This is a genomic window from Kribbella sp. NPDC054772 (assembly GCF_053611945.1).
Window position 1 is genome coordinate 18,951 of record NZ_JBSHBJ010000026.1, and the last position, 24,312, is coordinate 43,262.

Annotated in this window: 23 protein-coding genes; 17 read left to right on the forward strand and 6 right to left on the reverse strand. The window is 68.0% G+C overall.

The window, feature by feature from the left end:
- Positions 1–19 precede the first annotated feature (19 nt).
- The 3 genes from ACWGID_RS30475 to ACWGID_RS30485 all read left to right on the forward strand — a co-directional run bounded on the left by ACWGID_RS30475 (position 20) and on the right by ACWGID_RS30485 (position 3,710).
- Positions 20–1,648 carry an extracellular solute-binding protein gene (locus ACWGID_RS30475; protein WP_452202365.1) on the forward strand — a complete coding sequence of 543 codons (1,629 nt, stop codon included), beginning with the start codon at positions 20–22 and terminating at the stop codon, positions 1,646–1,648.
- A complete protein-coding gene (locus ACWGID_RS30480) occupies positions 1,645–2,724 on the forward strand; it encodes an alginate lyase family protein (protein WP_452202367.1) in 1,080 nt (359 codons plus the stop codon). The genes ACWGID_RS30475 and ACWGID_RS30480 overlap by 4 nt, the downstream gene beginning before the upstream one ends.
- A 95-nt stretch (positions 2,725–2,819) precedes the next feature.
- Positions 2,820–3,710 (forward strand): hypothetical protein, encoded by an 891-nt coding sequence (locus ACWGID_RS30485; protein WP_452202369.1) that lies wholly within the window; start codon positions 2,820–2,822, stop codon positions 3,708–3,710.
- Here ACWGID_RS30485 and ACWGID_RS30490 read toward each other — a convergent pair whose 3' ends face one another.
- Positions 3,711–4,442: a hypothetical protein gene (locus ACWGID_RS30490; RefSeq protein ID WP_452202371.1), complete on the reverse strand. Its 732-nt coding sequence runs from the start codon at positions 4,440–4,442 to the stop codon at positions 3,711–3,713.
- A gap of 243 nt (positions 4,443–4,685) precedes the next feature.
- On the opposite strand from ACWGID_RS30490, the gene ACWGID_RS30495 reads away from it, so the two are divergent.
- The gene (locus ACWGID_RS30495) at positions 4,686–5,678 is read left to right on the forward strand and encodes an aldo/keto reductase (RefSeq protein ID WP_452202373.1); all 993 of its coding nucleotides are present in this window, start codon (positions 4,686–4,688) and stop codon (positions 5,676–5,678) included.
- Positions 5,679–5,730: 52 nt separating this feature from the next.
- Positions 5,731–6,294: a HEAT repeat domain-containing protein gene (locus tag ACWGID_RS30500; protein ID WP_452202375.1), complete on the forward strand. Its 564-nt coding sequence runs from the start codon at positions 5,731–5,733 to the stop codon at positions 6,292–6,294.
- Here the strand turns inward: ACWGID_RS30500 and ACWGID_RS30505 are convergent.
- Complete coding sequence (locus tag ACWGID_RS30505; protein ID WP_452202377.1) at positions 6,283–6,813, reverse strand: hypothetical protein; 531 nt, start codon at positions 6,811–6,813, stop codon at positions 6,283–6,285. The genes ACWGID_RS30500 and ACWGID_RS30505 overlap by 12 nt on opposite strands.
- A 91-nt stretch (positions 6,814–6,904) precedes the next feature.
- The gene (gene pepN / locus ACWGID_RS30510) at positions 6,905–9,475 is read right to left on the reverse strand and encodes an aminopeptidase N (protein WP_452202379.1); all 2,571 of its coding nucleotides are present in this window, start codon (positions 9,473–9,475) and stop codon (positions 6,905–6,907) included.
- 111 nt (positions 9,476–9,586) lie between these two features.
- Between pepN and ACWGID_RS30515 the strand changes: the two genes are divergently transcribed.
- The 10 genes from ACWGID_RS30515 (at position 9,587) to ACWGID_RS30560 (ending at position 17,295) form a co-directional block, all read left to right on the forward strand.
- Positions 9,587–10,201: a mycothiol-dependent nitroreductase Rv2466c family protein gene (locus ACWGID_RS30515; RefSeq protein ID WP_452202381.1), complete on the forward strand. Its 615-nt coding sequence runs from the start codon at positions 9,587–9,589 to the stop codon at positions 10,199–10,201.
- An 81-nt stretch (positions 10,202–10,282) separates the two neighbouring features.
- A complete protein-coding gene (locus ACWGID_RS30520) occupies positions 10,283–11,323 on the forward strand; it encodes a hypothetical protein (protein ID WP_452202382.1) in 1,041 nt (346 codons plus the stop codon).
- Between the two features lie 10 nt (positions 11,324–11,333).
- The gene (locus ACWGID_RS30525) at positions 11,334–11,801 is read left to right on the forward strand and encodes a ribose-5-phosphate isomerase (protein ID WP_452202384.1); all 468 of its coding nucleotides are present in this window, start codon (positions 11,334–11,336) and stop codon (positions 11,799–11,801) included.
- A 195-nt stretch (positions 11,802–11,996) separates the two neighbouring features.
- Entirely contained in the window at positions 11,997–12,824 is an 828-nt protein-coding gene (locus ACWGID_RS30530; protein WP_452202386.1) for an Fpg/Nei family DNA glycosylase, read from the forward strand.
- A gap of 63 nt (positions 12,825–12,887) precedes the next feature.
- A complete protein-coding gene (locus tag ACWGID_RS30535; RefSeq protein ID WP_452202388.1) occupies positions 12,888–13,982 on the forward strand; it encodes a PP2C family protein-serine/threonine phosphatase in 1,095 nt (364 codons plus the stop codon).
- A gap of 72 nt (positions 13,983–14,054) precedes the next feature.
- Positions 14,055–14,516, forward strand: coding sequence for a hypothetical protein (locus ACWGID_RS30540; RefSeq protein WP_452202390.1), 462 nt, complete (start codon positions 14,055–14,057; stop codon positions 14,514–14,516).
- A 47-nt stretch (positions 14,517–14,563) separates the two neighbouring features.
- Positions 14,564–14,998 carry an SRPBCC domain-containing protein gene (locus ACWGID_RS30545; RefSeq protein ID WP_452202392.1) on the forward strand — a complete coding sequence of 145 codons (435 nt, stop codon included), beginning with the start codon at positions 14,564–14,566 and terminating at the stop codon, positions 14,996–14,998.
- An 84-nt stretch (positions 14,999–15,082) separates the two neighbouring features.
- Positions 15,083–15,523 carry a nitroreductase family deazaflavin-dependent oxidoreductase gene (locus tag ACWGID_RS30550; protein ID WP_452202394.1) on the forward strand — a complete coding sequence of 147 codons (441 nt, stop codon included), beginning with the start codon at positions 15,083–15,085 and terminating at the stop codon, positions 15,521–15,523.
- A 189-nt stretch (positions 15,524–15,712) separates the two neighbouring features.
- On the forward strand, positions 15,713–16,444 hold the full coding sequence (locus ACWGID_RS30555) for a CDP-alcohol phosphatidyltransferase family protein (protein ID WP_452202396.1): 732 nt from the start codon (positions 15,713–15,715) through the stop codon (positions 16,442–16,444).
- Positions 16,444–17,295: a hypothetical protein gene (locus ACWGID_RS30560; protein WP_452202398.1), complete on the forward strand. Its 852-nt coding sequence runs from the start codon at positions 16,444–16,446 to the stop codon at positions 17,293–17,295. Before ACWGID_RS30555 ends, ACWGID_RS30560 begins: the two co-directional genes overlap by 1 nt.
- Here ACWGID_RS30560 and ACWGID_RS30565 read toward each other — a convergent pair.
- Positions 17,292–18,443 (reverse strand): AAA family ATPase, encoded by a 1,152-nt coding sequence (locus ACWGID_RS30565; protein WP_452202400.1) that lies wholly within the window; start codon positions 18,441–18,443, stop codon positions 17,292–17,294. The genes ACWGID_RS30560 and ACWGID_RS30565 overlap by 4 nt on opposite strands.
- Before the next feature lie 87 nt (positions 18,444–18,530).
- On the opposite strand from ACWGID_RS30565, the gene ACWGID_RS30570 reads away from it, so the two are divergent.
- Both ACWGID_RS30570 and ACWGID_RS30575 read left to right on the forward strand, forming a co-directional pair.
- The gene (locus tag ACWGID_RS30570) at positions 18,531–19,472 is read left to right on the forward strand and encodes an NAD-dependent epimerase/dehydratase family protein (protein WP_452202402.1); all 942 of its coding nucleotides are present in this window, start codon (positions 18,531–18,533) and stop codon (positions 19,470–19,472) included.
- A complete protein-coding gene (locus tag ACWGID_RS30575; RefSeq protein WP_452202544.1) occupies positions 19,472–20,389 on the forward strand; it encodes an RNA polymerase sigma-70 factor in 918 nt (305 codons plus the stop codon). The genes ACWGID_RS30570 and ACWGID_RS30575 overlap by 1 nt, the downstream gene beginning before the upstream one ends.
- Positions 20,390–20,442: 53 nt before the next feature.
- On the opposite strand, the gene ACWGID_RS30580 is transcribed toward ACWGID_RS30575, so the two are convergent.
- Together ACWGID_RS30580 and ACWGID_RS30585 are read right to left on the reverse strand one after the other, a co-directional pair.
- A complete protein-coding gene (locus ACWGID_RS30580; RefSeq protein WP_452202404.1) occupies positions 20,443–22,329 on the reverse strand; it encodes an ABC transporter ATP-binding protein in 1,887 nt (628 codons plus the stop codon).
- Positions 22,326–23,990: an ABC transporter ATP-binding protein gene (locus ACWGID_RS30585; protein WP_452202406.1), complete on the reverse strand. Its 1,665-nt coding sequence runs from the start codon at positions 23,988–23,990 to the stop codon at positions 22,326–22,328. Before ACWGID_RS30585 ends, ACWGID_RS30580 begins: the two co-directional genes overlap by 4 nt.
- Between the last annotated feature and the right edge of the window lie 322 nt (positions 23,991–24,312).

The following is a 24,312-nucleotide window of genomic DNA, read 5'->3' on the forward strand; positions in this document are numbered from 1 at the left end:
ATGAGGAGGGACCGTAACCATGGATGCGTTTTCGCGCCGTACGTTGCTCAAAGGGCTGTCCGCGGCAGCCGTCGCCGGTGCCGCCGGATCAGCTCTCGGCTGCTCCGCCAAGACGACGACGGGAACCTCCGGCCGAATCGGAGCGGACGTTCTCCCGACGTTCGCCCAGGCCGGGAACGCCGAACCCGCGCTGAAGAGCGCAAGCCCGCTCGGGATGAGCGGGTACTTCGAGTACCCGCAGAATCCCGTCGCGGCGGTCAGTAAGCCCCCGTTGTCGGGTGGCCAGATCTCCGCACTCACCTACACCTTCGACCCGGTGGCGCCCGGCAAGTCCGACAATCCGCTGTGGCAGGAGGTCGACAAGCGACTTGGTGGACAGCTCGATATCACCTACGCGCCGGCGGCTGACTACGCTCAGCGGTTCGCGACGACCGTGGCCGGCGGGGATCTGCCCGACCTGGTGTCGATCTACGGTTCGGTGCAGCAGTTGCCGGCGTTGCTGAAGGCAAAGTTCACCGACTTGACGGAGTACTTGTCGGGCGATGCCGTCAAGGACTACCCGAACCTGGCGGGTCTGTCCACCGACTCGTGGCGCAAGACCGTGTACGGCAACGCCCTGTGGGGAGTACCGATCGCCCGGGTACCGATCCCGTCGGTCGCCTGGATCCGCGCCGACCTCGTCGCCGGTACCGGACTGCCCGCGCAGCCCAAGGACATCGGAGAGTTCAAGGCCCTGCTGAAAGGCCTGACCAACGAGCGCAAGTCCCGCTGGGCCTGCGGCGATCCGGGCAGCACCCTGACCATGATCGCGGCCTCCCTGGGCATCCCCGGCAGCTGGATCGAGGACGGCGGGAAGTTCACCTCCAACATCGAACTCGAGGCGTACGAGAAGGCGCTGGCCGACACCCGCGAACTGGCCGACGCCGGCGTCTTCCATCCGGACGGCTTGGTCGCGTCCAACAACCAACGCAACGACTGGTTCACCAACGGCACCACGCCGATCGTGTTCGGCGGGTACGCCGGCTGGAGCAAGTACGAGATGTGGGGAGCCGAGGTACCGGGCTTCAAGCTCGGGTCTCTTCCGATGTTCGGCTACGACGCGGCGAGCAAGCCCGTCCATCCTCGGGGGAGTGCGGCTCAGGCATTCACCGCTGTCACCAAGGCCGAGCCGGACCGGGTCCGCGAGGTGCTCCGGGTACTCGATTGGCTCGCCGCGCCGTTCGGATCTTCCGAGTACCTGCTGCGCAACTTCGGCATCGAGGGCCAGACGTTCAAGTTCGAGGGCAGCGACCCGATCATGAACTCGCGCGGTCAGAATCTGCGCCTGGTGCCGTTCGGGTACGTCAGCGGACCGACCCTGGCCATCTACGATCCGGGCCGGCGCGATGTCGCCCAGGCCCGCTTCGACTACCAGGAAGCCGCTCTGCCGATTCTCGCCCCTGATCCGACCCAGGGCCTGTACTCCGAGACCGATGCGGCCAAGGGGCTGCAGCTGGGCAAGGACCTGACCGATGCGCGGAACGGCATCTTGGCCGGACGCGCACCCGTATCGAGCTGGAAGGCAGCCGTGACCAAGTGGCGCAACGGCGGAGGCGACAAGATCCGGGCCGAGTATCAACAGGCCTTCTCGGAGGCGGGACCCAAGTGAGCCGTCAACTGGTGGCCCGGGCCGACGAGTTCCTGGCCGGTCGGCCGTATTCCATCATCGACCGGGAGCCGTCGGAGTGGACCGGAGACGCCCACGACTACTACTCGGTCGGCAACTACTCCTGGCCGAATCCGGAGACAGCCGACGGTCTGCCGTACATCAGGGTCGACGGCCGGCGGAACCCGGACGCGTGGAGCGATCGCTACGACAAACGGCGGTTCCGGCAGACGGTCGCGGCCGTCAACACCCTGGTGCAAGCCCACGTCCGTACCGGCGAGGCACGCTACGCCGACGCCGCGGTCGAACGTCTCGAACGCTGGTTCCTGGACCCGGCGACCGCGATGCGCCCCAACTTCGCTCACGCTGCCGCGCTGCCCGGTAGCCACGACGGTGCGGCGATCGGGCAGATCGAGGCGACGCTCCTGACCGACCTCGTGGATCACGTCGACCTGCTGGTGAAGGCCGGACGATTCACCGAGCGTCTCCCGCTCCTGCAGGACTGGTTCGCGGAGCTGACCCACTGGATGCGGTCGAGCGAGCTCGGCCGCCAGGAAGAACTGATGCCCAACAACCACGGAGTCTGGTGGGACGCGCAGGTACTGCGCTATCTGCAGTTCGTGGATGATCGGAGCGCGCTCACCAAGATCCTCGATCGGTTCGGCATCCGGCTGCGCCACATCGCTGTCGGCGGCGCGCTCCCGAGAGAACTGGCTCGTCCCGACTCGTTGCTCTACACCATCTACTGTCTACGAGCCTTCGCCGTCTGCTGTCGAGTCGCGGCTGCTGAAGGCCGCGACCTCTGGAACGCGCCCGCCGAACCCGGCTTCGGCAGTCTCCGCGACGCGTTCCACTTCTGGGCCGGAAACGCCAACAACGACCGTCGATGGATCTGGCCCCGGCAGCCCTCAGACCTCGACCGAACCGCTCTGTGGCTCGCCGACGAAGCCGCCGCCGTCTACCGGACCCCGAGCCTCAAAGCGTTCGCAGAAACCCTGCGAAGGCAAGACCTGCCCGCCCCTGAGATCCCGTCAACCGCAGCCATGGAACGAAGCATTTCCCCTACAAGCAAGGGATGACACAGATGCAAATCTCCGCCCCCAGTCGACTTGCTCGAAAGACGATGGCTCTGGCCGTGGCGTTGGCCCTGAGCGCCTCGGTGGGTTTCGCCGCAGTGACGAACTCACGAACCGCCAGCGCGGCAGATACCGCGGTGCCCAGCTACTCGGCGGGTATCGCGGGTGCGAGCTGGACGATCGAGAACGCCAGTGCCTGCAGTCCGACGTTGGGTGCCGGCGGCAACCTCCGGGAGGGCACCGGCTGGTTTCCTGGCAAGTGTCAGGGAGCGGCGCAGGCACCCCAGATCACCGGGACCTCGGACGCGCGGGCGTTGACGTTCCGCACGGACAAGGACTTCAGGTACGAAGGCGCCATCGTTGAGGACGCCGCCAAGAACACCTGGAAGGACGCTGCTGGAAACACCCTCCGGGACCGCTCGGAGCTGGCGACGGGGTGGGACCTGCCGTTCCACACCGACGTGTGGGTCGGGTTCGACGTTCGCATCCCCGCGGGCGTCGACGACGTGACGGGCAGCGGGGCGTACGTGCTGCAGCTGTGGCAGTGCAGAGCGAACCCGATCGGCGGCGTGCGCATCCAGTCCGGTGCCGGCAACGGGCACAATGTCCAGTTCGTGCGCCGTGGCGAGGAGCCGGGCAAGGACTACAACACGGCGCTGGCGACCAGGAGCGTCGGGACCGACGAGTGGCATTCCTTCGTCATCAAGTACCGGGTGGAGCCCTACCACGACGGCGCCCCGATGGGGAGTATCGCGGTGTACCACAAAAGAGTGGGAGCGACCACCGTCGAGGAGAAGGTCTTCGAGCAGGATGAGTACTTCGGCTACGCGACGCGTTCCACCTGCAAGGACGACTCCTTCAAGAACGAGTTCAGGATCAAGTTCGGCATGTACAAGGACTACCAGCCGGGCGCGACGTTCCGTTCCGACTTCCGGAACGTGAGGATCGGCGGCAGCAAGGCGGCGGTGCAGCCCTACAACCGCGGCTGATCAGTTGGCTGGGCCGGCGGCTGGCTCGTAGGTTGGGCAGGCGGGGCTTGGGTGCGCCCGCTGGGTGCGCGGGTCCAGGCACAGGTTGAGCATCTGCTCGGAGGACGTGCCGGGGCCGAGGTACACGACCCAGGTGTCGGTGACCGGTGACAGCGAGCTGTTCCGCAGGCCGGGGTACTGACCGTTGACGAGCATCGCCTTCGCCGGGATCCCGGCGCGGGTGATGGCCGTCGCGCTGGCCTTGGCTGCCTCGGCCGCGTCGAGACCGACGTCGGTCGGGTACTTGTCCAGCACTGCGATCCACTGACCGCGCTTGAACACCGGTGAGGTCAGCCCAGTGTTGACCTGAGGCGGCGTGGTCGTGCCAGTCGTCGGCACGGTCTTGGGCGCTGCCTTCGGGGCGGTCTTGGGCGCCGTCGCGGAGGACGGCGGGCTGCGGTCCGCCTTGGTCGCGCTGCCGCTCGTACTCGCGGTCGGCGCGGCCGGTGCGGCGGCGCCGCTGTCCGTCCCCGAGCCCATCCCCAGTCCGTCGTCCGGCGACTGCGCGGACGTCCCACGCGTCAGGATGAACGCGAACACCGCGACCAGTGCGGCCCCGGCGACCACCGCCGCGCCGATGGCGCTGTGCGAACGCTGTGCCCGCCGTGGCTTGGCGGCGCTGCGTCTGGCGCTGGTCTTCTGTTGTCTCCGGGCAGCCCGGGCGGGCGGCTTCCGGTGATCGACAGGTGTCACGGCAAGGGCCCCTCCCCAGATCACCCCTGATGGTCAGGTCGCTGCAGCTTAGACCGAACCGCTCGGTAAGTGAGCATCTCTCAGGTGGCAAGAATCTCTTTCCCTGCAAGGGAATCGCGCACCGCACACAGTCCCTCACGATGCGCCGACGAACAATCGTTTGACTCTTACAGAACGAGGTTGGACGACTGCGGATCCGCAATGTCTTGACCTAGACAGCGCTCTAGTTGATTGGCTGCCGGCATGCGTTATCTGACGATAGGCAGTGACCCCGCGCGGCAGCGCCGGGTGAGCCAGATCGCCCTCGGGGCGATGCTGATGGGGACGGCGACCGACGAGTCGACGTCGTTCGCGATCCTGGACCGGTACGTCGAGGCCGGCGGGACGTTCGTGGACACGGCGAACAACTACGCGTTCTGGGTGAACGGCACCCAGGGCGGCGAGAGCGAGCGACTGCTCGGCCGCTGGCTGCGGAGCCGCGGCCTGGGGGACGAGCTCACGATCGCGACCAAGGTAGGCGGCCGGCCGCCGCGCCCCGCGAAGCAGTTGAGCGAGGACCTGGAGGGCCTGTCGACGCAGGTCATCAAGGAGTCCTTGGCTCGCAGCCTGGAGAATCTCGGCCGCGACCACGTCGACGTGTACTACGCCCACGTCCCGGATCCCGCCGTACCGCTGGAGGAGCAGGTCGAGGCGTTCGGGTCGCATGTCGCGGAGGGGACTGTCGGTCTGGTCGGGCTGAGCAACTACTGGAGCTGGCAGATCGAGCGCTTCCGGACGCTGGCCGCTGCGGCAGGGTTGCCGGGGTGTGAGGTGCTGCAACACCACCACACGTACTTCCGGGCCAGAACCGACCAGGGTGGGCTCCGCTCGCGCGACGGTGCCATCGGGGTGGCCGACGGACAGTTGCTCAGCTATCTACGTGCTGAGCCGAGCATGACGCTGGTCGCGTACTCACCACTCCTCAGCGGCGGCTATGTCCGAGCCGACAAGCCCCTGGACGAGTCGTACGACCACGCCGGTACTAGAGCTCGCCAGCTCGCGCTGAACGACATAGTACGCGAGACCGGCGCCACCGCGAACCAGGTGGTCCTGGCATGGCTGATGGGCGGCGACATCCCAATCATCCCGCTGGTAGGCGCGTCTTCAGTCGCCCAACTCAACGAAACCCTCGCAGCCACCGACCTGCACCTAACCCCCGACCAACGCCACCGCCTAGACGCACCCGGCCAGAACTGACACCAGTGCGTGGATAAGGTCATGCCTCCTGTGCGTCGGTGAGGAGTGGTGGATGACCAGCTTCAACGAACGCCTGGTCCTCAAGCAGCAGCCGGTGACCAGGACGGTCCTGAGCCAGGTGACGTGGGATCACGACTGGGATCTGGTGGACGTCGGCCGGATCGGCGACGACCCGTACGTCGACGTCTGGCGTACCGAGGACGGGGCGGTGGAGATCCACTACGTCGAGGACGGATTGGTCGGGTTGAGCTACGTCACGCTGTACGGCGATGATGTCGCGACCGCCCGTGGACAGATCGAGGCTGGGTGCGCCCTGTGGTCTCCGGCTGATGCGTTGGTTGCGGAGCAGACTGCTGAGAGTCGCGATGACCGGTTGCGGGCGATCTACGCCGCCGCGCTGTCGGCGACTGGAGCGCCTCAGACGGAGCTGGTCGAAGCGTTCCGCGCGCTGGCGCGCACCGATGACGATGCAGGTATCCGGCAGGCGATCGTGGTGGCTACCGGGTACCTGCCGTGGCCTGAGCTGGTCGACCTCGTGCGGGAGCTCGGTCGTGACGACCCGACCGATCACGTGCGTCACAACGCGGCGGTCCTGCTCGAAGGGCTACGTGCCTGACGGGATGCCGTCGTAGTTTGCTTGGGGGCGGGTGTCGAGGGCGTCTTCTAGCCAGGTGTCGATGTCGACGTCGCCGGTGAGGATGTGGGTGACGTACGCCGCGCGCTCGTGGCTGAGGATTTCTAGTTCCCAGATGCAGGGAGCGGCGCCGAGCGGGGCCGGGCGGAGGTCGTCGACGTCCATGCCGCTGAAGATGCTCAGGCGGGAGTGGAAGTCTCGCGCCCAGCTCTGCACCACCAGGTGGATGGCGTCCTCGCCGAGGTGCAGTACGACGACTCCGAGGCCGACCGAGCCCATCGCGTCGTCGAACTCGAGCTGACGGGTCGCCGTACCGCGGGCGATGTCGACCATCTGGTCGTCCCACTGCCGGCCGCGCGCGGTCACGACGTACGGCTTCACCAGACGGTTGGTGTACCGCCACGGCATCAGCGGCGTGACGGGGCGGGGTCGGTACGCCTCTGCGAGTCCGGTCAGCGCAACAGCTGCCGCACCGGCCAAGGCGGGATCAGAGGCGGGCACCGACCCAGTCTTACCGCACGATGAGGTCGAAAAGCGACACTGCCGGCCTCAGAAGAGACCGGCAGTGCCGGAGCGCTTGTCAGAGCGCTTGTTAGACGATGTCCGTCGCCTGCGCGGCGATCGCGCGGGTCAGGTCGGCCTGGGCCTCGGTGACGTACCGGAGCGTCGGCGCGTCGACCGACGACGACTCGGCGGCCAGCCAGCCGGTGAGCGCGTCCAGCGCGCCCTGGTCGGCCAGGTGCCGCGGGGACAGGTACACCAGCACGTTCTCGCCCATCGACGAGCCGAGCCGCGTGTACACGTCCTTGGCGGCGCTGAGGTACTTGTCGACGTACGGCCGCAGCAGGTCTTCCTGACCGGGCTGCTGGAAGCCGAGGATGGTCCGGAACTGGGTCTCGTTCGGGGTGTCCTCGGACTCCACCGCGATCCGCCAGGCCTCTTCCTTCGCCTCGACGGTCGGCCGGGCCGCACGGGCCTGGGCGGCCCGCTCCTGCCCGGTGATCGTGGTGTCGCGGGTCAGCTCGTCGTCGATCTCGTCCGCACCGATCCGGCCGAGGCGGGCCAGCGCCACGATCAGCGTCCAGCGCAGGTCGGTGTCGACGACCAGGCCCTCCGGCAGGTCGCGACCGTCGAGCCATCCGGCGAGCCGGTCAGCGCCCTCGGTGGAGAACACCGCCGAGCTGTAGGCCCGGACGAACGCCAGCTGGTGGTCGCTGCCCGCCTTCGCCTCGGCGACCAGCCCGGCCAGCGCCTCCTCGAACCGTGCCCGCAGAGCGGCCCGGTTCTGCGGAGCGGCGTACTGGTTGATCGCGTTGCTTGCCTGCGCGAGCAGCGAGCGGACACCGGTCAGGTCGGTCTCGGCCCGGATGCCGCGCAGCACGATGCCGACGTACTGGCTGGCCGGCATCTCGGCGTCGCGGGTCATGTCCCACGTGGAGCCCCACGCGAGCGCCCTGGGCAGCGACTCGGTGAACTGGTCGATCGACTCCACCAGCGTCGCCCGGGACCGCTCGTCCATCCGGATCTTCGCGTAGGTGAGGTCGTCGTCGTTCAGCAGCACCAGGTCCGGCTGGGTCGCGCCGGTCAGCTCAGGCAGCTCGGTGCGCGGCCCGTCGATGTCCACCTCGAACCGCTCGGTGCGGACCAGGCCGGAGTCGGTACGCCGGTACAGGCCGACCGCGAGCCGGTGCGGGCGCAGTACCGGGAACTTCTCGGTGGCGGTCTGCTCGATCGCGAACGACGTGAACGCGCCCTGGTCGTCGACCGCGAAGTCGGCGCGCAGCGTGTTCACCCCGGCGGTCCGCAGCCAGCGCTCGGTCCAGTCGTCCAGGTCGCGCCCGGACGCCTTCTCCAGCGGCTTCAGCAGGTCGGTGAGCTCGGTGTTCCCGAACGCGTGGTCGTGGAAGTACTCCTTCAGCGCGGTGATGAAGGTGTCCTCACCGACGAACGCGACCAGCTGCCGCAGCGTCGAGGCGCCCTTGGCGTAGGTGATGCCGTCGAAGTTCACCTCGACCGCGTGGAAGTCGATCATGTCGGCCGCGATCGGGTGCGTCGACGGCAGCTGGTCCTGCCGGTACGCCCAGTTCTTCCGGGCGTTGCAGAACGTCGTCCACGCGTCGGAGTACTTCGTCGTCGCGACCACCTGCGCCCAGTGGCTGGCCCACTCGGCGAACGACTCGTTCAGCCACAGGTCGTCCCACCAGGTCATCGTGACCAGGTCGCCGAACCACATGTGCGCCAGCTCGTGCAGGACGGTGTTGGCGCGCGCTTCCATCTCCGCGTGCGTCGTCCGGCTGCGGAACAGGTACTCGTCGCGGAGTGTCACGCAGCCCGCGTTCTCCATCGCACCCATGTTGTACTCCGGCACGAAGGCCTGGTCGTACTTGTGGAACGGGTACGGCGTACCGAACGCTTCCTCGAACAGCGCGAAGCCCTGCTTGGTGACCTCGAACAGGTCGTCGACGTCCAGCGCACCCTTCAGCGACGGACGGCACAGCAGCGACAGCGGGTACGTCCCGTGCGGACCCTCGTACACGTCGGTGACGACGTGGTACGGACCGGCGACCACAGCGGTGATGTACGTCGAGATGCGCTCGGTCGGCGGGAACTCCCAGCGGGCCAGCTCCTCGCCGCTCTCACCCTGGTACGGCGTGGGCTCGGGCGTCGGGGCGTTCGAGATCACGACCCAGCGGGCCGGTGCGGACACGGTGAAGGTGAAGACGGCCTTCAGGTCGGGCTGCTCGAAGGTGGTGAACACCCGGCGGGCGTCCGGCACCTCGAACTGGGTGTAGAGGTACGTCTCCTTGTCGGCCGGGTCGACCGAGCGGTGCAGCCCTTCACCGGTCCGCGAGTACAGGCAGTCGGCCACCACGGTCAGCTCGTTACGCTCCGCCAGCCCGTCGAGCTGGATCCGGGCGCCGTCGTACACGGTGTCCGGGTCGAGGGCGACGCCGTTCAGGGTCACCTCGCGGACCTTCTCCGCGATCAGGTCGGCGAACGTGCTCGCGCCGGCCTCGGCGGCGAACGTGATGGTGGTCACCGACGGGTACGTCGGGGCTCCGGTCGGGGCGTTGGCCAGGTCGAGCTCGATCGCGTAACTCACGTCACTGACCACGCCCGCCCGGGAACGCGCCTCGTCGCGCGTCAGGTTGGTTCCAGGCATGTCGGCATCCTATGCACCTGGCTCACACGTTGGATGCGGGTTTCCCCCCGACATTGGGTAAGGGATACCGAGTCGGTATAACCATTCCTTCAACTTTGTATGATGGTGAATATGACTGCCTCCGCAGATTTCTGGTTCGACCCGGCCTGCCCCTGGGCCTGGATGACGTCCCGCTGGATGCTCGAGGTCGAGCAGGTCCGGGACGTGAAGACGACCTGGCACGTGATGAGCCTCGCCGTCCTGAACGACGGCCGTGACGAGCTGAACGACAAGTACAAGAGTTTCCTGACCAACGCCTGGGGTCCGGTCCGCGTGCTGATCGCGGCCGAGCAGGCGCACGGCAACGAGGTCCTGCTGCCGCTCTACACCGCGCTCGGCCAGCGGATCCACGTCGGCGGCCGGGGGATCGGCGACGGCAAGGGTGACGTCGTCAAGGAGGCGCTCGCCGAGGTCGGGCTGCCGGCGGCGCTGATCGAGGCGGCCGACACCGACCGGTACGACGACGCGCTGAAGAAGTCGCACCACGCCGGGATGGACCAGGTCGGCATGGAGGTCGGTACGCCGGTGATCTCGGTCGAGGGCACCGCGTTCTTCGGCCCGGTCGTGACGCCGGCCCCGAAGGGTGAGGCGGCCGGCAAGCTGTGGGACGGCGTCCGCCTGGTCGCGGGGACCGAGGGTTTCTTCGAGATCAAGCGCACCCGCGACCGCGGTCCGATCTTCGACTGACGGTTCAGGGGTTGTCCTGGAGCCCTCCGGCCGGTGAAAGTTGCTCACTCAGGATTCCGTCCAGTGGTGAGTAGGTTCCAGATGACCTTGCGTGATGAGCTGCCAGCAGTCGGTGACCTCGTAGTGCCGGACGGGCTGACAGCCGGTCTGGCTGTCTTCGACCGTCAGACCGGGCAGTTCGTCCAGCAACTCGACGCGGATCGGGCGTTCCGGTCGGCGTCGGTGGTGAAGCTGCTGCTCGTGCTCGACTTCTTGTGGGACCGCGGCCCGGAGTACGACGTACCGGCCGCGGACCGCGAGCGGCTCGAGGTGATGCTGCGCAGCAGTGACGACGACGCGGCGAGCTACTACTGGGAAGAGCTCGGCGGTACGGCCATCGTGGACCGCATGGTCGAGCGGCTCGGTCTGACCCACACGGCGGGCCCGCCAGTCACGCACCCGGGCTTCTGGGGGTACGTCGCGATTACCGCAGCCGACACGGTGCGGATCTACCGCTACGTGCTGGACCGGGCTCCGCAGCCGGTCCGCGAGTACGTGATGGATCTACTGCGCCGGCCGACCCGCTACGGCACGGACGGCTTCGATCAGTACTTCGGCATCGCATCGGTGTTCGACCCGGACTTCAGCCTCAAGCAGGGCTGGTCCGGGTTCCACGGGTCCAGCGGCTACCAGTCCGATCGCGCGAAGCCGTCCTCCGCGCTGGACCTGGTCAGTGACGCACTGCATACGACTGGAACCGTCGGAGTCGACGACCGGACGATCGTTGCCGTTTTCACGCTGCACCCGAGCGGAACACAGTACGGGAAGGCGTACACGGACGTGACGCGGTTGACGCGGACGCTGACCGTGCCGGGTGCGGTGCGGAGCGCCGGCAGCTGGGTGATCACCACAGGGGAGGGTGTGCGGGTGCGGACAGCGCCCAACACGTCCGGTGGGATCCTGGGGCACCTGCCGTCCGGGGTGGAGGTTCTGGTCAGCGGACAGATGCAGGGCGAGCTGATCGACGTACCGCCGCGGTCCAGTGAGTGGTGGGCCTATCTGCCGAAGTACGGCGGCTACGTGACCAACGTGTACGTCGGATCGGGTGCACCCAAGCTCCCGGGCGTCCCGGTGTGTCAGTAGATTGCTCGCCATGCGAGTGCACATCGGCTCCGACCATGCCGGCTTCGAACTCAAGAACCACCTCGTGCAGCACCTGACTGCTGCCGGGCACGACGTCGTGGACCACGGTCCCGCGGTGTACGACGCCGTGGACGACTACCCGCCGTACTGCCTGCGCACCGGACAGGCGGTGGTCGACGAGCCGGGCAGTCTGGGCATCGTGATCGGTGGCTCCGGCAACGGTGAGCAGATCGCCGCCAACAAGGTGAAGGGGGTCCGGGCGGTTCTGGCCTGGAGCACCGACACCGCGCGGCTCGGTCGCGAGCACAACAACGCCAACGTGATCAGCGTGGGCGCCCGGATGCACACCGAGGAGGAGGCAGCCGGTTTCGTCGACACGTTCCTGGCGACCGACTACTCCGGTGAGGAGCGGCACACCCGGCGGATCGAGATGCTGACCGGCTACGAGTCGACCGGCGAGCTCCCGCCGCTGCCCTGACTGTCCTGAGTGCCCTGAGTCTTCTGAGTGCCCTGTTGGTCGCCGTCCGGTGGCGGTAGCACCGGTCGGCGGCCGGCGGGCCGGTGCGGCCGGGAGACGTCGCGAGCCCGCATGCTGCGGCCGACGCCGACCACCGCTGGAGTGGGCGGCCCGCTCCGCCCCTTGGAACCACCTGTCGTCCCCATATGAGGAATCATGCCTGAAGGTCACACCCTGCACCGGTTGGCGAACGACGTCTGGGACGCGTTCGGCGGCCGGCCGGTCCGGGCGTCCAGCCCACAGGGCCGGTTCGCCGAGGGCGCCGCACTGCTCGACGGCCACCTCCTGCGGCAGACCGAGGCGCACGGCAAGCACTTCCTCGCCGATGTCGAGGGCGCGGGCTTCCTGCACATCCACCTCGGGCTGATCGGCAAGATGGACATCAAGCCGGCTCCGGTCCCCGAGCCGGTCGGCCAGGTCCGGCTGCGGTTGCAGAACGCGACGGCGTACGCCGATCTGCGCGGGGCGACCGTGTGCGAGGTGATCACCGGCGAGGAACGCGACAAACTGCTCGGCCGGCTCGGCCCGGACCCGTTGCGGGACGACGCCGACCCCGAGCTCGCCTGGAAGCGCATCCACCGCAGCAAACTGCCGATCGGGCAGCTGCTGATGAACCAGGACGTGCTCAGCGGCGTCGGCAACGTGTACCGCGCCGAGGTGTTGTTCCGGGCCAAGCTGAACCCGATGACGCCCGGCAACGTGGTGAAGAAGCGCGAGTGGCAGGGCATGTGGGACGACCTGCTCGAGTTGATGAAGTACGGCGTGGAGACCGGCCGGATCGACACCGTCGCCGTCGACCACACCCCGGAGGCGATGGGCCGTGACCCGCGCCAGGACGACCATGGCGGTGAGGTCTACGTCTACCGGCGGCAGGGGCAGCGCTGCTACGTGTGCCAATCGGTGATCCGGACCAAGATCCTGGCCGGCCGGAACCTGTTCTGGTGCCCTAAATGCCAGCGAACCGGTCTCACTCGCAAGGGCTGACGACTCTCAGTCGTGTTGCGAATTGATGCGTCAATGGAGAGGTGCCGTTATCTTCTTCACACCATGAGAAAGAGCGGCGGTGTCGCGCTGGCACGACGCATCGGCCGCCGGGTCGAGGCGCTGGGCCGGCGCGCCCGCAAGTCGCACCGGGTCGCGTTCGTCGCACTCGCCATGGTGCAGGTGTTGATCGCCATCGCGAGCGATACGTGGATGACGTTGGTGCCGGCGTCCTTCCTGATCATCCCGTTGGTGGTCGGCGGTGTCCTGCTGCGGTTCGGCGAGCTCGTCGCGCTCACCGGAATCACCACGGCGCTCGGCCTGTACGTCGTAGTGTCCCGCGGACCGACGCTGCCTCGGATCGGGTTCGTACTGGTGATCGCGATCGTCGGCTGGATCATGATCGCGAGCGCGAAGGTGCGCAGCCGGCTCGGCGTGGCCGGCACTCGCAGCGAGTCGATGCTGATGGAGTTGCGGGACACGCTGACCGCGCAGGGCGAGTTGCCCAAACTGCCGCCCGGTTGGCGGGTGGAGGTGGCGATCCGGTCCGCCGGTGGTTCTTCGTTCTCCGGTGACTTCGTGGTGTCGACGGTGCATGACGACGTACTCGAGGTGGCGCTGGTCGACGTGTCCGGGAAGGGCATCGATGCCGGGACGCGGGCGCTGCTGTTGTCCGGTGCGTTCGGCGGGCTGTTGGGCGTCGTACCGGAGGAGGAGTTCCTGCCGTCGGCGAACCGGTACATCCGGCGTCAGGACTGGGACGACGACTTCGCGACCGTGGTGCATGTCGCGATGGACCTGCACACCGGCGAGTTCGACGTCCGGACGGCCGGGCATCCGCCGGCGATCCAGTTCGACGCGTGGTCGGGGCGGTGGCAGACGCGCGACGCGGACGGGCCGCTGCTCGGGCTGATGGAGGCCGCCGAGTTCGACCCGAACCGTGGCCAGTTGAAGCCCGGGGACGCGCTCTTCCTGTACAGCGACGGCATGGTGGAGACGCCGCGGCGGGACATCGGCCGCGGTACCGACCGCCTCGCCGGCCACGCGGAACGCCTGGTGGCACAGGGTTTCCGGGGCGGCGCCGCCGAACTCGTCGCCGCCGCCGGCGGCCCGGGCGACGACTCGGCCATCGTCATCATCCACCGCATGGCGCACGTCTGACGTATTCGCCGGAGCAGGTGCGTCGGTCCGCGACGCCGTGGTCGCCCTGCTGATGGCGTAGCGTGCTCCGTCGTGACGATCGACGGGCTGGGCGACACCTTCGACGCCGTGGCGGATCGGGCGGCTCCGGACGTGTCGTTCGACGAGCTGGTCGCGATGATGCCGGAGGCGTTGCGGGAGGTGTTCCCGCCGTACCGCTGGCAGCTGGCGAAGTTGTGGGAGCTCGATCTCAAGGTCGAGCCGGTCGAGATCGCCGACCTGGTCTGGATGTTCGACCTGCCGCTGTGGCAGCTGGAGGGCGAGCGCTTCAAGGTCACGCCGCACCAGGTCGCGGAGACGCCGATGAACTTCCGCGCGCACTACCAGCGGGTGATGGACGCGGACCTGGATTTCCCGATCAACCTGGTGGCGTACCGCGGCCGGCTGGTGGTGCTCGACGGTATCCACCGGCTGCTGAAGGCGCACTTCCTGCGCCGCCGCTGGATCGAGGGCACGATCGCCACCGCGACGCAGCTGAAGTCCTGCGCTCCCTGACGACCTCGGGTTGGCTCCAAGAGCTGTCGAGTTGGCAGGATGACCGCATGGACAGCGTGGAACGTGAGGTGTACGTCGAAGCTCGGCCGGAGGTGGTCTGGTCAGCGGTCACGCAACCGGATGTGTTCGCCCAGTGGTACGCGTTCGGTGGTGCGGAGATCGACCTGCGTCCCGGCGGGCGGCTGGTGATGCGATGGGACGAGCACGGTGAGTTCCGCGGCTTCGTGGAGAAGGTGGAGCCGGGCCGCCGGTTCGCCTACCGCTACGCCGTCGACCCAGGCGTCGACCCCGCACCAGGCAACTCCACGGTGGTCGAGTTCACCCTGACCCCGGAGGCCGAAGGCACCCGCCTACTCGTCGTCGAGTCCGGTTTCGACCGCCTGGACGCCACCCCCGAACAACAGTCCGCCCACGCCACCCAGTCCACCCACGCCTGGGAAAACGCCCTCACCGCCCTGACCGCCCTCGCCCCAACCCTCTGACTTCCATCGAGGACCACCTACGGTTGGTGAGAAATGACGCGCCGTGGGTGTGGATGGTGATGTGTCACCATTATCATGGGTGATATGACAACGAACAACGACGAGTACGTGCCGAGCACTGCTGACTGGGTCCGCGAGCAGGTGGAGAAGGTCACCGCGGCCGGTACCACCGCCGCGGTGGACATCCAGGGCCTCCGGGTCGTGCTGATGACGATGCGTGGCGCCAAGTCCGGGAAGATTCGCAAGGTGCCGGTGATGCGCGTCGAGCACGACGGCGCGTACGCCGCGGTCGCGTCGCTCGGCGGCGCCCCGAAGAACCCGGTCTGGTACTACAACCTGAAGGCCGACCCGAAGGTCACCGTCCAGGACGGTGAGATCACCAAGGAGTACGTCGCCCGCGAGGTCGACGGTGCCGAGTACGACGAGTGGTGGCAGCGCTCGGTCGACGCCTACCCGTCGTACGCCGAGTACCAGACGAAGACCACCCGGAAGATCCCGCTGTTCGTGCTCGACCCGGTCGAGTAGGCCCTGCGCCCCAGCCGGTCTGTCCGGCTGGGCCACTAAGTCATTGCAAAGATCCGGCGTGGGATGACGGGCGGTGACCGGCCCGGGACCAGGCTTGTGAGACGCTGGCGACGGCTGGGTTCACCGTGATCCGGCCCGGCGCGTGGCGTCGCTTGAGTTCCGGGAGTTGTCCTGACCACACACGACGCGGTGCGGGAACCGTTCGTCGGGTCGACGCGGCTGCGTCTGGCCGGACTTGCACTGCATGCTTATACCGCGAGCGGAACGGTGCTCGCGTTGCTGATCGTGATTGCTGCGATCGACGGTGACGCCGTCCGGGCCCTCTGGCTCGGACTGGCCGCCCTGGTGATCGACGGTACCGACGGGATGCTGGCGCGCCGGCTGCGGGTCAAGGAGACCATCCCGTGGTTCGACGGCGCGATGCTCGACAACATCGTCGACTACCTGACCTACGCGTTCGCCCCGATCGTGCTGCTCTGGACCGGCGGCTACCTGCCGTCCGGCACCTGGGGCGCGGTCCTCGGCGCGCTGCCGTTGCTTGCCTCCAGCTACCAGTTCTGCCGGGTCGACGCGAAGACCGAGGACCACTTCTTCCTCGGCTTCCCCAGCTACTGGAACGTGGTCGCGTTCTACATCGTGATCCTCGGTCTCAGCCCGGTCACCACCGGGATCCTGCTGGTGCTGTTCTCGGTGCTCGTCTTCATCCCGGTGAAGTACGTGTACCCGTCGCGCACCAAGGCGTTCCGCTCGCTGAACCTGCTGACCACCGCGATCTGGCTGGCGTCGTACGCCGTACTGCTCGCGCAGATGCCGAACCCGAACACGATCGTGGTCGTGATCTCGCTCGCCTACCTGGTGTACTACGCCGGGCTCAGCCTGTTCCTCACCTTCTGGGCGCCACGCCGCAAGGTCGACGCCTAGTGGTTCTCGGTCTCGGCGCGGCGCTCGGCGCCGCGGTGCTGTTCGGTGTCGCCGCGATCCTGCAGGCGGTCGGGTCCCGGAAGGTGCCGACGGAGTCGGAGCTGGACCCGCGGCGCCTCGGTGGGTTCATCGCCGCACTGCTGAAGCAGCCCGCGTTCCTCGGTGCGCTGGCGCTGAACCTGGCGGGCTTCGGCTTGCACTTCGTCGCGTTGCGGTTGCTACCGCTGTATCTCGCGCAGGCCGGGATCGCGGTCAGTCTGGTCGTGACTGCGCTGCTCGCGACGCGGTTGATGTCGGACCAGCTCAGCGTGCTCGAGTGGTCCGCGGTCATCGCGGTCTGTGTCGGACTCGGCGTACTCGCGGTCTCGGCCGGAAACGCCGGCGACAGCGCGCAACATCACGGCCTGACCGTCGGCCTCATCGTGGGCCTTGTCGTCATCGCAACCCTGGGCGCGCTCGCGAGCCGATCCCAGCACGGCGTCTCGACCGCCCTGCTCGGCATGCTTGCCGGCCTGGGGTACGCCGGGGTTGCCATCTCGGCGCGGTTGCTCCAGGACGGGTCGCTGGCCGAGCTGGTCCGGAGCCCGACGCTGTACACGCTGCCGATCAGTGGCGCGCTCGCGTTCATCCTCTACTCACTGGCGCTGCAGCGTGGTTCGGTGACGTTGGCAACCACGCCGATGATCGCCCTGCAGACCATCACGCCGGCGGCCGTCGGTGTCTTCGTCCTCGACGATGCCGTCCGCGCGGGTTGGTGGCCGGCCGCAATCATCGGCTTCCTGCTCTCCGCCGCCGGCTCCGTCATCCTCGTCCGCTTCGAAAGCGTGAAGCACGAACCAAGCAGCCGTTAGCGGGTCGGCCACTTCCAGGGTGGCTCGTCGAGAGGGCCCTGGTCGGTGATGGTCGTGGCGCCTTGCTGCTTTGTCAGTTCGAGGGTGTGGAGGTCGGGGGAGAGGGCCTCGAGCGACGCAATGAAGGGGCGGGCGTGGGTCACCACGATCACCTGGGTCTCCTTCGCCGCCGTGACGACCAGGTTGGCCAGTGCTGGCAGGAGCTCCGGGTGAAGGCTCGTCTCGGGCTCGTTGAGGACCAGGAGGTCTGGCGGGCGTGGCGTGAGTAGAGCGGCGACCCAGAGCAGGTATCTGAGGGTGCCGTCGGACAGTTCGGCGCCTGAGAGTGGCCGGAGCAGACCGTGCTGGTGGAAGGCGACCTCGAAGCGGCCGGACGTGTTGACGACCTCCACCCGGCTGCCTGGGAAGGCGAGCTCGACGGCCTCGTGGAGGGCGCCGCGGGGTCCTAGTTCGCGGACGGTCTGGAGCGCGGCCGCCACGTCGGCGCCGTCCGGGGCGAGGACCGCCGTACGGGTGCCGATCTGGACGCGGCGGGCTGGAGCGTCGGCGTCCGTACGGAAGTGGTCGTAGAAGCGCCAACCGCGCATCCGGTCTCGCACGAGCAGCAACTCCGGCGCGCGCTCCGGATCCGCGAACTCGCTGAGCATGCTGTCGAAGGTCTGCAGTTGATGTCCCGCGCGCTCCCAGTCACCGCTGGCGGAACGGATCCGCACCTCGCGGTTGCTGCGCTCGACCAGCGTCGCGGCCGGCCGCAGGAACGGGCCGGACCAGAGAGCCTCCCGTTTGATCTCCGGGTCTAGGTCGAACGCGGATCCATGCGCGATCGGCAACCCAAGGTCCATCAGGTAGCCGTAGTCGTCACCGGCGAACCCCATCCGCAACGTCACTGGGCCGGTCCGCCGCGTGCCCTGAGCGGGGCGGCCCTTCCGGACGTGCTCGGGCCCGGCCCACAGCGTCGACTGCAGACCGCCCTCGCGCGCCAGCGCCGCTATGGCACCGTTTCGCGAGGCGTCGGCCAGCAACCGGAGCGCACGGTACAGGCTCGACTTGCCGGTCCCGTTCGCCCCGGTCACCACGTTCAGCCCGCCCAGCGGCATGACGATCCGCCGCAGGGACCGATAGTTCTCCACCGCCAGCGTCGTCAACACACGACCAAGCTACAGACGCCCTCAGACAATGCGGCGATGTCACAGGTGCGCGCGATATCTCGTCTCGGGGACGACGAAAGGAACGAGATGAGCATGCGAGTGTTCGTGGCTGGTGGTAGCGGTGTGCTGGGTCGGAGGCTGGTGCCGCAGTTGGTGGCTCGCGGTCACCAGGTGACGGCGACCACGACGAGCAAGGGGAAGCTGAACCTGCTCAAAGCGGCCGGCGCCGACGCGGTGGTGATGGACGGACTCGACGGCGCGTCTGTCGGTGAGGCGGTCGCGCTGGCGAAGCCGGACGTGATCGTGCACCAGATGACCGCGATCTCGATGACGCACGCGGGCAAGCCCGACATCAAGCACCCCGACCGCTGGTTCGCTCAGACGAACCGGCTGCGCACCGAGGGGACCGACCACCTGCTCGCCGCCGCCGAGGCGGTCGGTGTGCCGCACTTCGTCGCGCAGGGCTACGCGAGCTGGAACGGCATCCGCGAAGGCGGCTGGGTGAAGACCGAGGAGGACCCGCTCGACCTGCTCGAGGGAACGGCGGCGTACGTCGGTCTGAAGGCCCTGAGCCGGATCGAGGAGCTCGTGGTCAAGACCGGGGGTGCAGTGATGCGGTACGGCGCCTTCTACGGGCCCGGCGCCATCGACGACCAGGTGGAGCTGGTGCGCAAACGCCAGTACCCACTGGTCGGCAAGGGGACTGGTTACAGTTCTTGGGTGCACCTGGACGACGCGGCGAGTGCGACTGTGCTGGCGGTCGAGCAGAAGGTCACCGGCGTGTTCAACATCGTCGACGACGACCCGGCGCCCGCCGGCGACTGGCTGCCGTACCTGGCGAAGTGTGCCGGTGCGAAGCCGCCGATGCGGATCCCGGTGTGGTTGGCGCGCCCGCTGGCGGGGGACCAGGCGGTGGTGATGATGACCGAGGGGCGTGGCTTCTCGAACGCCAAGGCGAAGAAGGAGCTCGGCTGGGAGCTCCGGTACCCGTCGTGGCGGCAGGGCTTCAAAGCTGAGTTGGCGGCGTGATGGTCGAGGAGTTCGAGGAGCTGCGGCCGCTGCTGTTCTCGATCGCCTACCGCATCCTCGGCAGCGTCAGCGAGGCAGAGGACGCCGTACAGGAGACGTGGTTGCGATACGACGCTTCCGGGACCCGTCCCGTGTCGACGAAGGCCTTCCTGTCAGCAGTGGTGACGCGTATCTCGGTCGACGTACTGCGGTCCGCGCGGCACCGGCGGGAGGAGTACGTCGGGCCGTGGTTCCCGGAGCCGTTGCTCTCGGACCCGTACGAGGACCCGGAGCGCGCGGCCGAGCTCGCCGACTCGGTGTCGATGGCGGCGCTGCTCCTGCTCGAACGGTTGTCCCCGCTGGAACGGGCGGCGTTCGTGCTGCGCGAGGTGTTCGGTTTCGGCTTCGCCGAGGTCGCCTCCGCGCTGGGGCGTTCGGAGGCCGCGTGCCGTCAGCTGGCGACGCGGGCGCGGCGGCACATGGACGACGGGCGCCAGCGGTTCGCGGCGGATCGACGGGAGCGGGACGAGCTCGCGGTGCGGTTCTTCGACGCCTTCAGAGAAGGTGCTGTCGGCAATCTGATGCAGTTCCTGGCGGCCGACGTACAGCTGGTGGGCGATGCGGGAGGGAAGGCGCCGCAGTGGGGCCGTGGTCTGATCGTCGGCGCCCGGAACGTGGCCGGCATGCTGTCGGCGCTCGCGGAGCCGTTCGCACAGATCGGTGGGGTCGTGGAGCCGCATGAGGTGAACGGACAGCCGGGGGCGATCTTCCGCGACGCGGACGGGCGCGTGGTGAACACGTGGACGCTGGACATCGCCGACGGGCAGATCGTGGCGATCCGTGCGGTGGTGAACCCGGACAAGCTCCGGCACGTCGGTCCGGTCGCCGACGCCTGGTCCGTCGTCCGGGAGACCACCGAGGCACGCCGTACCGTCTAGACAGCAGTGCGGGCGCGCAGGGAGACCCCACGCGCCCGCACCTTAGGTATGACTCAGGCCAGTGATTCTTCCCAGGCCTGGTGCAGCCCGGCGTAGTGCCCGTCGACCGTGATCAGGTGGTCGGGCGAGCCGTCCTCGATGATCTGGCCGTACTCGAGGACCAGCACGCGGTCCGCGGTCTCGACGGTGGACAGCCGGTGGGCGATCACGATCGCCGTCCGGTCGGCCAGGATCGTCTTCAGCGCCCGCTGGATCAGCCGCTCGCTCGGGATGTCCAGACTCGACGTCGCCTCGTCCAGGATCAGTACGGCGGGGTTCGCCAGGAACGCCCGCGCGAACGCGACCAGCTGCCGCTGACCCGCGGACAGCCGCGAGCCGCGCTTCTCGACCGGGGTGTCGTACCCGTTCGGCAGCGCGGAGATGAACTCGTGCGCGCCGATCACCTTCGCGGCCTCGACGATCTCCTCCATCGTGGCGCTCGGCTTCCCGAACCGGATGTTGTCGGCCACCGTGCCGGTGAACAGGAAGTTCTCCTGGGTCACCATCACGACCCGCTCGCGCAGGTCGTCCTCGGACAGGTCGCGCAGGTCGACGCCGTCGAGCAGCAGGTGCCCGCCGGTCGGGTCGTAGAACCGGGAGACGAGTTTGGCGATCGTCGTCTTACCGGCTCCCGTCGTACCGACCAGGGCAAGCGTTTGACCAGCCGGCACGTCCAGTTGCAGACCGGGCAGCACGGGTACGCCGTCGACGTACTCGAACCGCACGTTCCGCAGCTCCAGGTGACCGCGGGCCGGGCCGGGCTTCGCCTTCTCGATCGGCTCCGGCACGTCCGGGGTCTCGTTGAGCACGCCGGACAGCTTCTCCAGCGCGGCGCTCGCGGACAGGAACGTGTTGTAGAACTGCGAAATGTCCTGCAGCGGCTCGAAGAACTGCCGCAGGTACAGCAGGAACGCGGTCAGCACACCGACGGTGACGTGACCGTGGTACGCCTGGTAACCGCCGTACGCGAGGATCGCGACGATGGTGATGTTGCCGACGCCCTTGATCGACGGCATGAAGATCGCGTTCAGCCGGAACGACTCCAGGTTCGCCTTCCGGTAGCGGTCGTTGACGCCGTGGAAGATCTCCTCGTTCCGCGGCTCCCGGCGGAACGCCTGCACCGCGCGGATGCCGGTCATCGACTCGACGAAGTGCACGATGACGAGTACGACGGCCTCTCGGGTCTGCCGGTACACGACCGCGGACCGCTTCCGGAACCACGCCGTCAGGAGGATCAGCGCCGGGAACGACAGCAGTGCGAGCAGACCGAGCTTGAGGTCCAGCGTGAGCAGCAGGATCGCCGTACCGACGAGGGTCAGGGCTGCGGTGACCAGCCCGTCGAACCCGTTGGCCAGCATCTCGTCGATCACCTGGACGTCGGAGGTCATTCGGGAGATCACCCGGCCCGAGGTGAACTTGTCGTGGAAGGCCGGGCTGAGCCGCTGGAAGTGGTCGAACACCCGCTTCCGCAGGCTGAGCAGGATGGTCTGGCCGAGCCGGCCGGACCGCATCAGGAACAACTGGCGGGCGAACGCCTGCAGCAACGCGGACGCCAGGACGGCGATCACGATCGTGATCAGCTCCCGCGAGCCCTGACCCGCGAGGATCGGCGGGATGCCGTTGTCGATGCCCAGGTGGACCAGGTACGGCACAGCGAGCCGGGCGCCGTTCTCGACGAGCACGATCACGACCAGCAGCCAGATCAGCTTCTGGTACGGCCGGAGCAGCTCGCCGAGCAGCTTGCGGGAGTCCTCCTTCAGCCGGACGCTCGTCGCCCGCGAGATCTCCCGGTCCGGGTCCTCCTCGAACAAACCCCGCCAGCTCTGCTCCTCCGGCTGCTGCGCGTCGTTGTCCTTCGCCGGTTCCGAGGCCTCCGGAGGTGTCTGCTGGGTCGTTGTCATGCGTGCACCTCCTCTTCCTCGGCCGCGAGCAGGTGCCGGTACGCCGGTACCGTCGCGAGCAACTCCTGATGGGTCCCTACGTGCGTGATCGTGCCGTTCTGCAGCAGTGCGACCTTGTCGGCCAGCATCACCGTCGACGCACGGTGCGCGACCACGATGCCGGTGGTGTCGGAGAGCACGTTCTGCAGCGCTTCCTCGACCAGCGCCTCGGTGTGGACGTCGAGAGCGGACAGGGTGTCGTCCAGCACCAGCACGGCCGGCTTGGCGAGCACCGCGCGCGCCAGTGCGAGCCGCTGTCGCTGACCGCCCGACAGGGACATGCCCTGCTCACCGACGCGGGTCTCCAGACCCCACGGCAGGTCGTTGGCGAACTGCGCCTGGGCGACCTGCAGTGCCTGCTGGACTTCCGCGTCCGTCGCGTCCGGGCGGCCGAGCGTCAGGTTCTCCCGGACGCTCATCGAGAACAGCGTCGGGTCGTCGAACGCCGAGGCGACCGCGGACCGCAGCGACACCAGGGACAGGTCCCGGATGTCGTGCCCGTCGATGGTGATCCGTCCGGCCGTCACGTCGTACAGCCGGGGGACCAGTGCGGTCAGGGTGGTCTTGCCGGACCCGGTGGCGCCGACCAGTGCGAGCGTCGTCCCCGGGGCCAGGTCGAGGTTGATGTCGTGCAGCACCTCGGTGGAGTCGTCGGAGAACCGGAAACCGACGTTCTCGAACCGCAGGTGGCCGCGGGAGTCGGTGAGCTCGTCCGGGCCGGACGTGATCACCGAGTGGGTGTCCAGGATCTCGCTGATCCGGTCCGCCGCGGTCATCGCCTCCTGCGCCATCGCCAGGATGGCGCCGAGCGAGGTGACCGGCCAGACCAGCGACAGCATCAGCGTGATGAACGCGACCAGGGTGCCGAGCGTGATCGCCTCCCGCCCGACGGCGAGCGCGCCGAGCAGCAGCACGATCACCAGGGTCAGGTTCGGAATGACGCCCAGGAAGCTCCAGAACCTCGACGCGAGCCGGACCTTCTCCACCTCGGTCTCGTAGAGCCTGCTCGCCTCGTCGTCGAACTGCTGCTGGACGTACGGCCGGCGGCCGAAGGCCTTGATCACCCGGAAGCCGAGCGCGGACTCCTCGATGCTGGTGGCCAGGTCGCCCTGCTGGTCCTGGACCTTGCGGGAGATCCGCAGGTACTTCTTCTCGAACTTCAGCGAGACCAGGACGATCGGTACGGCGGCCACCAGGACCACGAGACCGAGCGGCCAGTAGAGCTGGAGCAGCAGGATCGTGACCACGATCAGCTGCAGGATGTTCATCACCAGGAACAGCAGGCCGAAGCCCATGAACCGGCGGATGATGGACAGGTCGGTGGTGACCCGGGAGAGCAGCTGGCCACTCTGCCAGCGGGTGTGGAACTCCATCGGCAGCGACTGCAGCCGGACGTAGAGGTCGTGCCGGAGGGTCGCTTCGAGGTCGCTGACCGTCCGGGACTGCGCCCAGCGGCGCATCCAGACCAGGATCACTTCAGCGAGGCTCAGGCCGAGGGCCAGCAGGGCCAGCGGGACCAGCATGCTCAGCTCGCGCCGGGTGACCGGACCATCGATGATGGCCCTGGTGACCAGCGGGACGGCGAGGCTGACGCCGACGCCGAGCATGGCGGTCACGAACATCACCGAGAGTCGCCAGCGGTGTGGCTTCAAATACGGACGGAGCCGCCAGAGGTTACGGCTACGCTCTGGGGCACGGGTGGTAGGGGCAGCGATCGACGGCGCTTGGACAGGGTGCTCTGAGGGCATCTGGACGGGCGCACTTCCCATCTACTTCGGTACGAGGGGGGAGTTTGGGCGACCGGAAAACGGCGCACTTTCCAGTATCACTCAGTAGGTAAGCGCTTGTCCCCCGAATTCCATTCCCCGCCGATGAATTACCACCGGACGCAATAGCCGGTCCCGTCTCCACGCGGGAAGGGTGCGCGAACCTATCGCGTTTCGC

Excerpts from the sequence above, each read along its gene's own strand:
- ACWGID_RS30475 (WP_452202365.1), top strand. The coding sequence starts at position 20 with ATGGATGCGTTTTCGCGCCGTACGTTGCTCAAAGGGCTGTCCGCGGCA.
- ACWGID_RS30530 (WP_452202386.1), top strand. The coding sequence starts at position 11,997 with ATGCCTGAAGGTCACACCCTGCACCGGTTGGCGAACGACGTCTGGGAC.
- ACWGID_RS30580 (WP_452202404.1), bottom strand. The coding sequence starts at position 22,329 with ATGACAACGACCCAGCAGACACCTCCGGAGGCCTCGGAACCGGCGAAG.
- ACWGID_RS30500 (WP_452202375.1), top strand. The coding sequence starts at position 5,731 with ATGACCAGCTTCAACGAACGCCTGGTCCTCAAGCAGCAGCCGGTGACC.
- ACWGID_RS30585 (WP_452202406.1), bottom strand. The coding sequence starts at position 23,990 with ATGTTCGTGACCGCCATGCTCGGCGTCGGCGTCAGCCTCGCCGTCCCG.
- ACWGID_RS30515 (WP_452202381.1), top strand. The coding sequence starts at position 9,587 with ATGACTGCCTCCGCAGATTTCTGGTTCGACCCGGCCTGCCCCTGGGCC.
- ACWGID_RS30575 (WP_452202544.1), top strand. The coding sequence starts at position 19,472 with ATGGTCGAGGAGTTCGAGGAGCTGCGGCCGCTGCTGTTCTCGATCGCC.
- ACWGID_RS30495 (WP_452202373.1), top strand. The coding sequence starts at position 4,686 with ATGCGTTATCTGACGATAGGCAGTGACCCCGCGCGGCAGCGCCGGGTG.
- ACWGID_RS30525 (WP_452202384.1), top strand. The coding sequence starts at position 11,334 with ATGCGAGTGCACATCGGCTCCGACCATGCCGGCTTCGAACTCAAGAAC.
- ACWGID_RS30570 (WP_452202402.1), top strand. The coding sequence starts at position 18,531 with ATGAGCATGCGAGTGTTCGTGGCTGGTGGTAGCGGTGTGCTGGGTCGG.
- ACWGID_RS30550 (WP_452202394.1), top strand. The coding sequence starts at position 15,083 with ATGACAACGAACAACGACGAGTACGTGCCGAGCACTGCTGACTGGGTC.
- ACWGID_RS30545 (WP_452202392.1), top strand. The coding sequence starts at position 14,564 with ATGGACAGCGTGGAACGTGAGGTGTACGTCGAAGCTCGGCCGGAGGTG.
- ACWGID_RS30520 (WP_452202382.1), top strand. The coding sequence starts at position 10,283 with ATGACCTTGCGTGATGAGCTGCCAGCAGTCGGTGACCTCGTAGTGCCG.
- pepN (WP_452202379.1), bottom strand. The coding sequence starts at position 9,475 with ATGCCTGGAACCAACCTGACGCGCGACGAGGCGCGTTCCCGGGCGGGC.
- ACWGID_RS30535 (WP_452202388.1), top strand. The coding sequence starts at position 12,888 with ATGAGAAAGAGCGGCGGTGTCGCGCTGGCACGACGCATCGGCCGCCGG.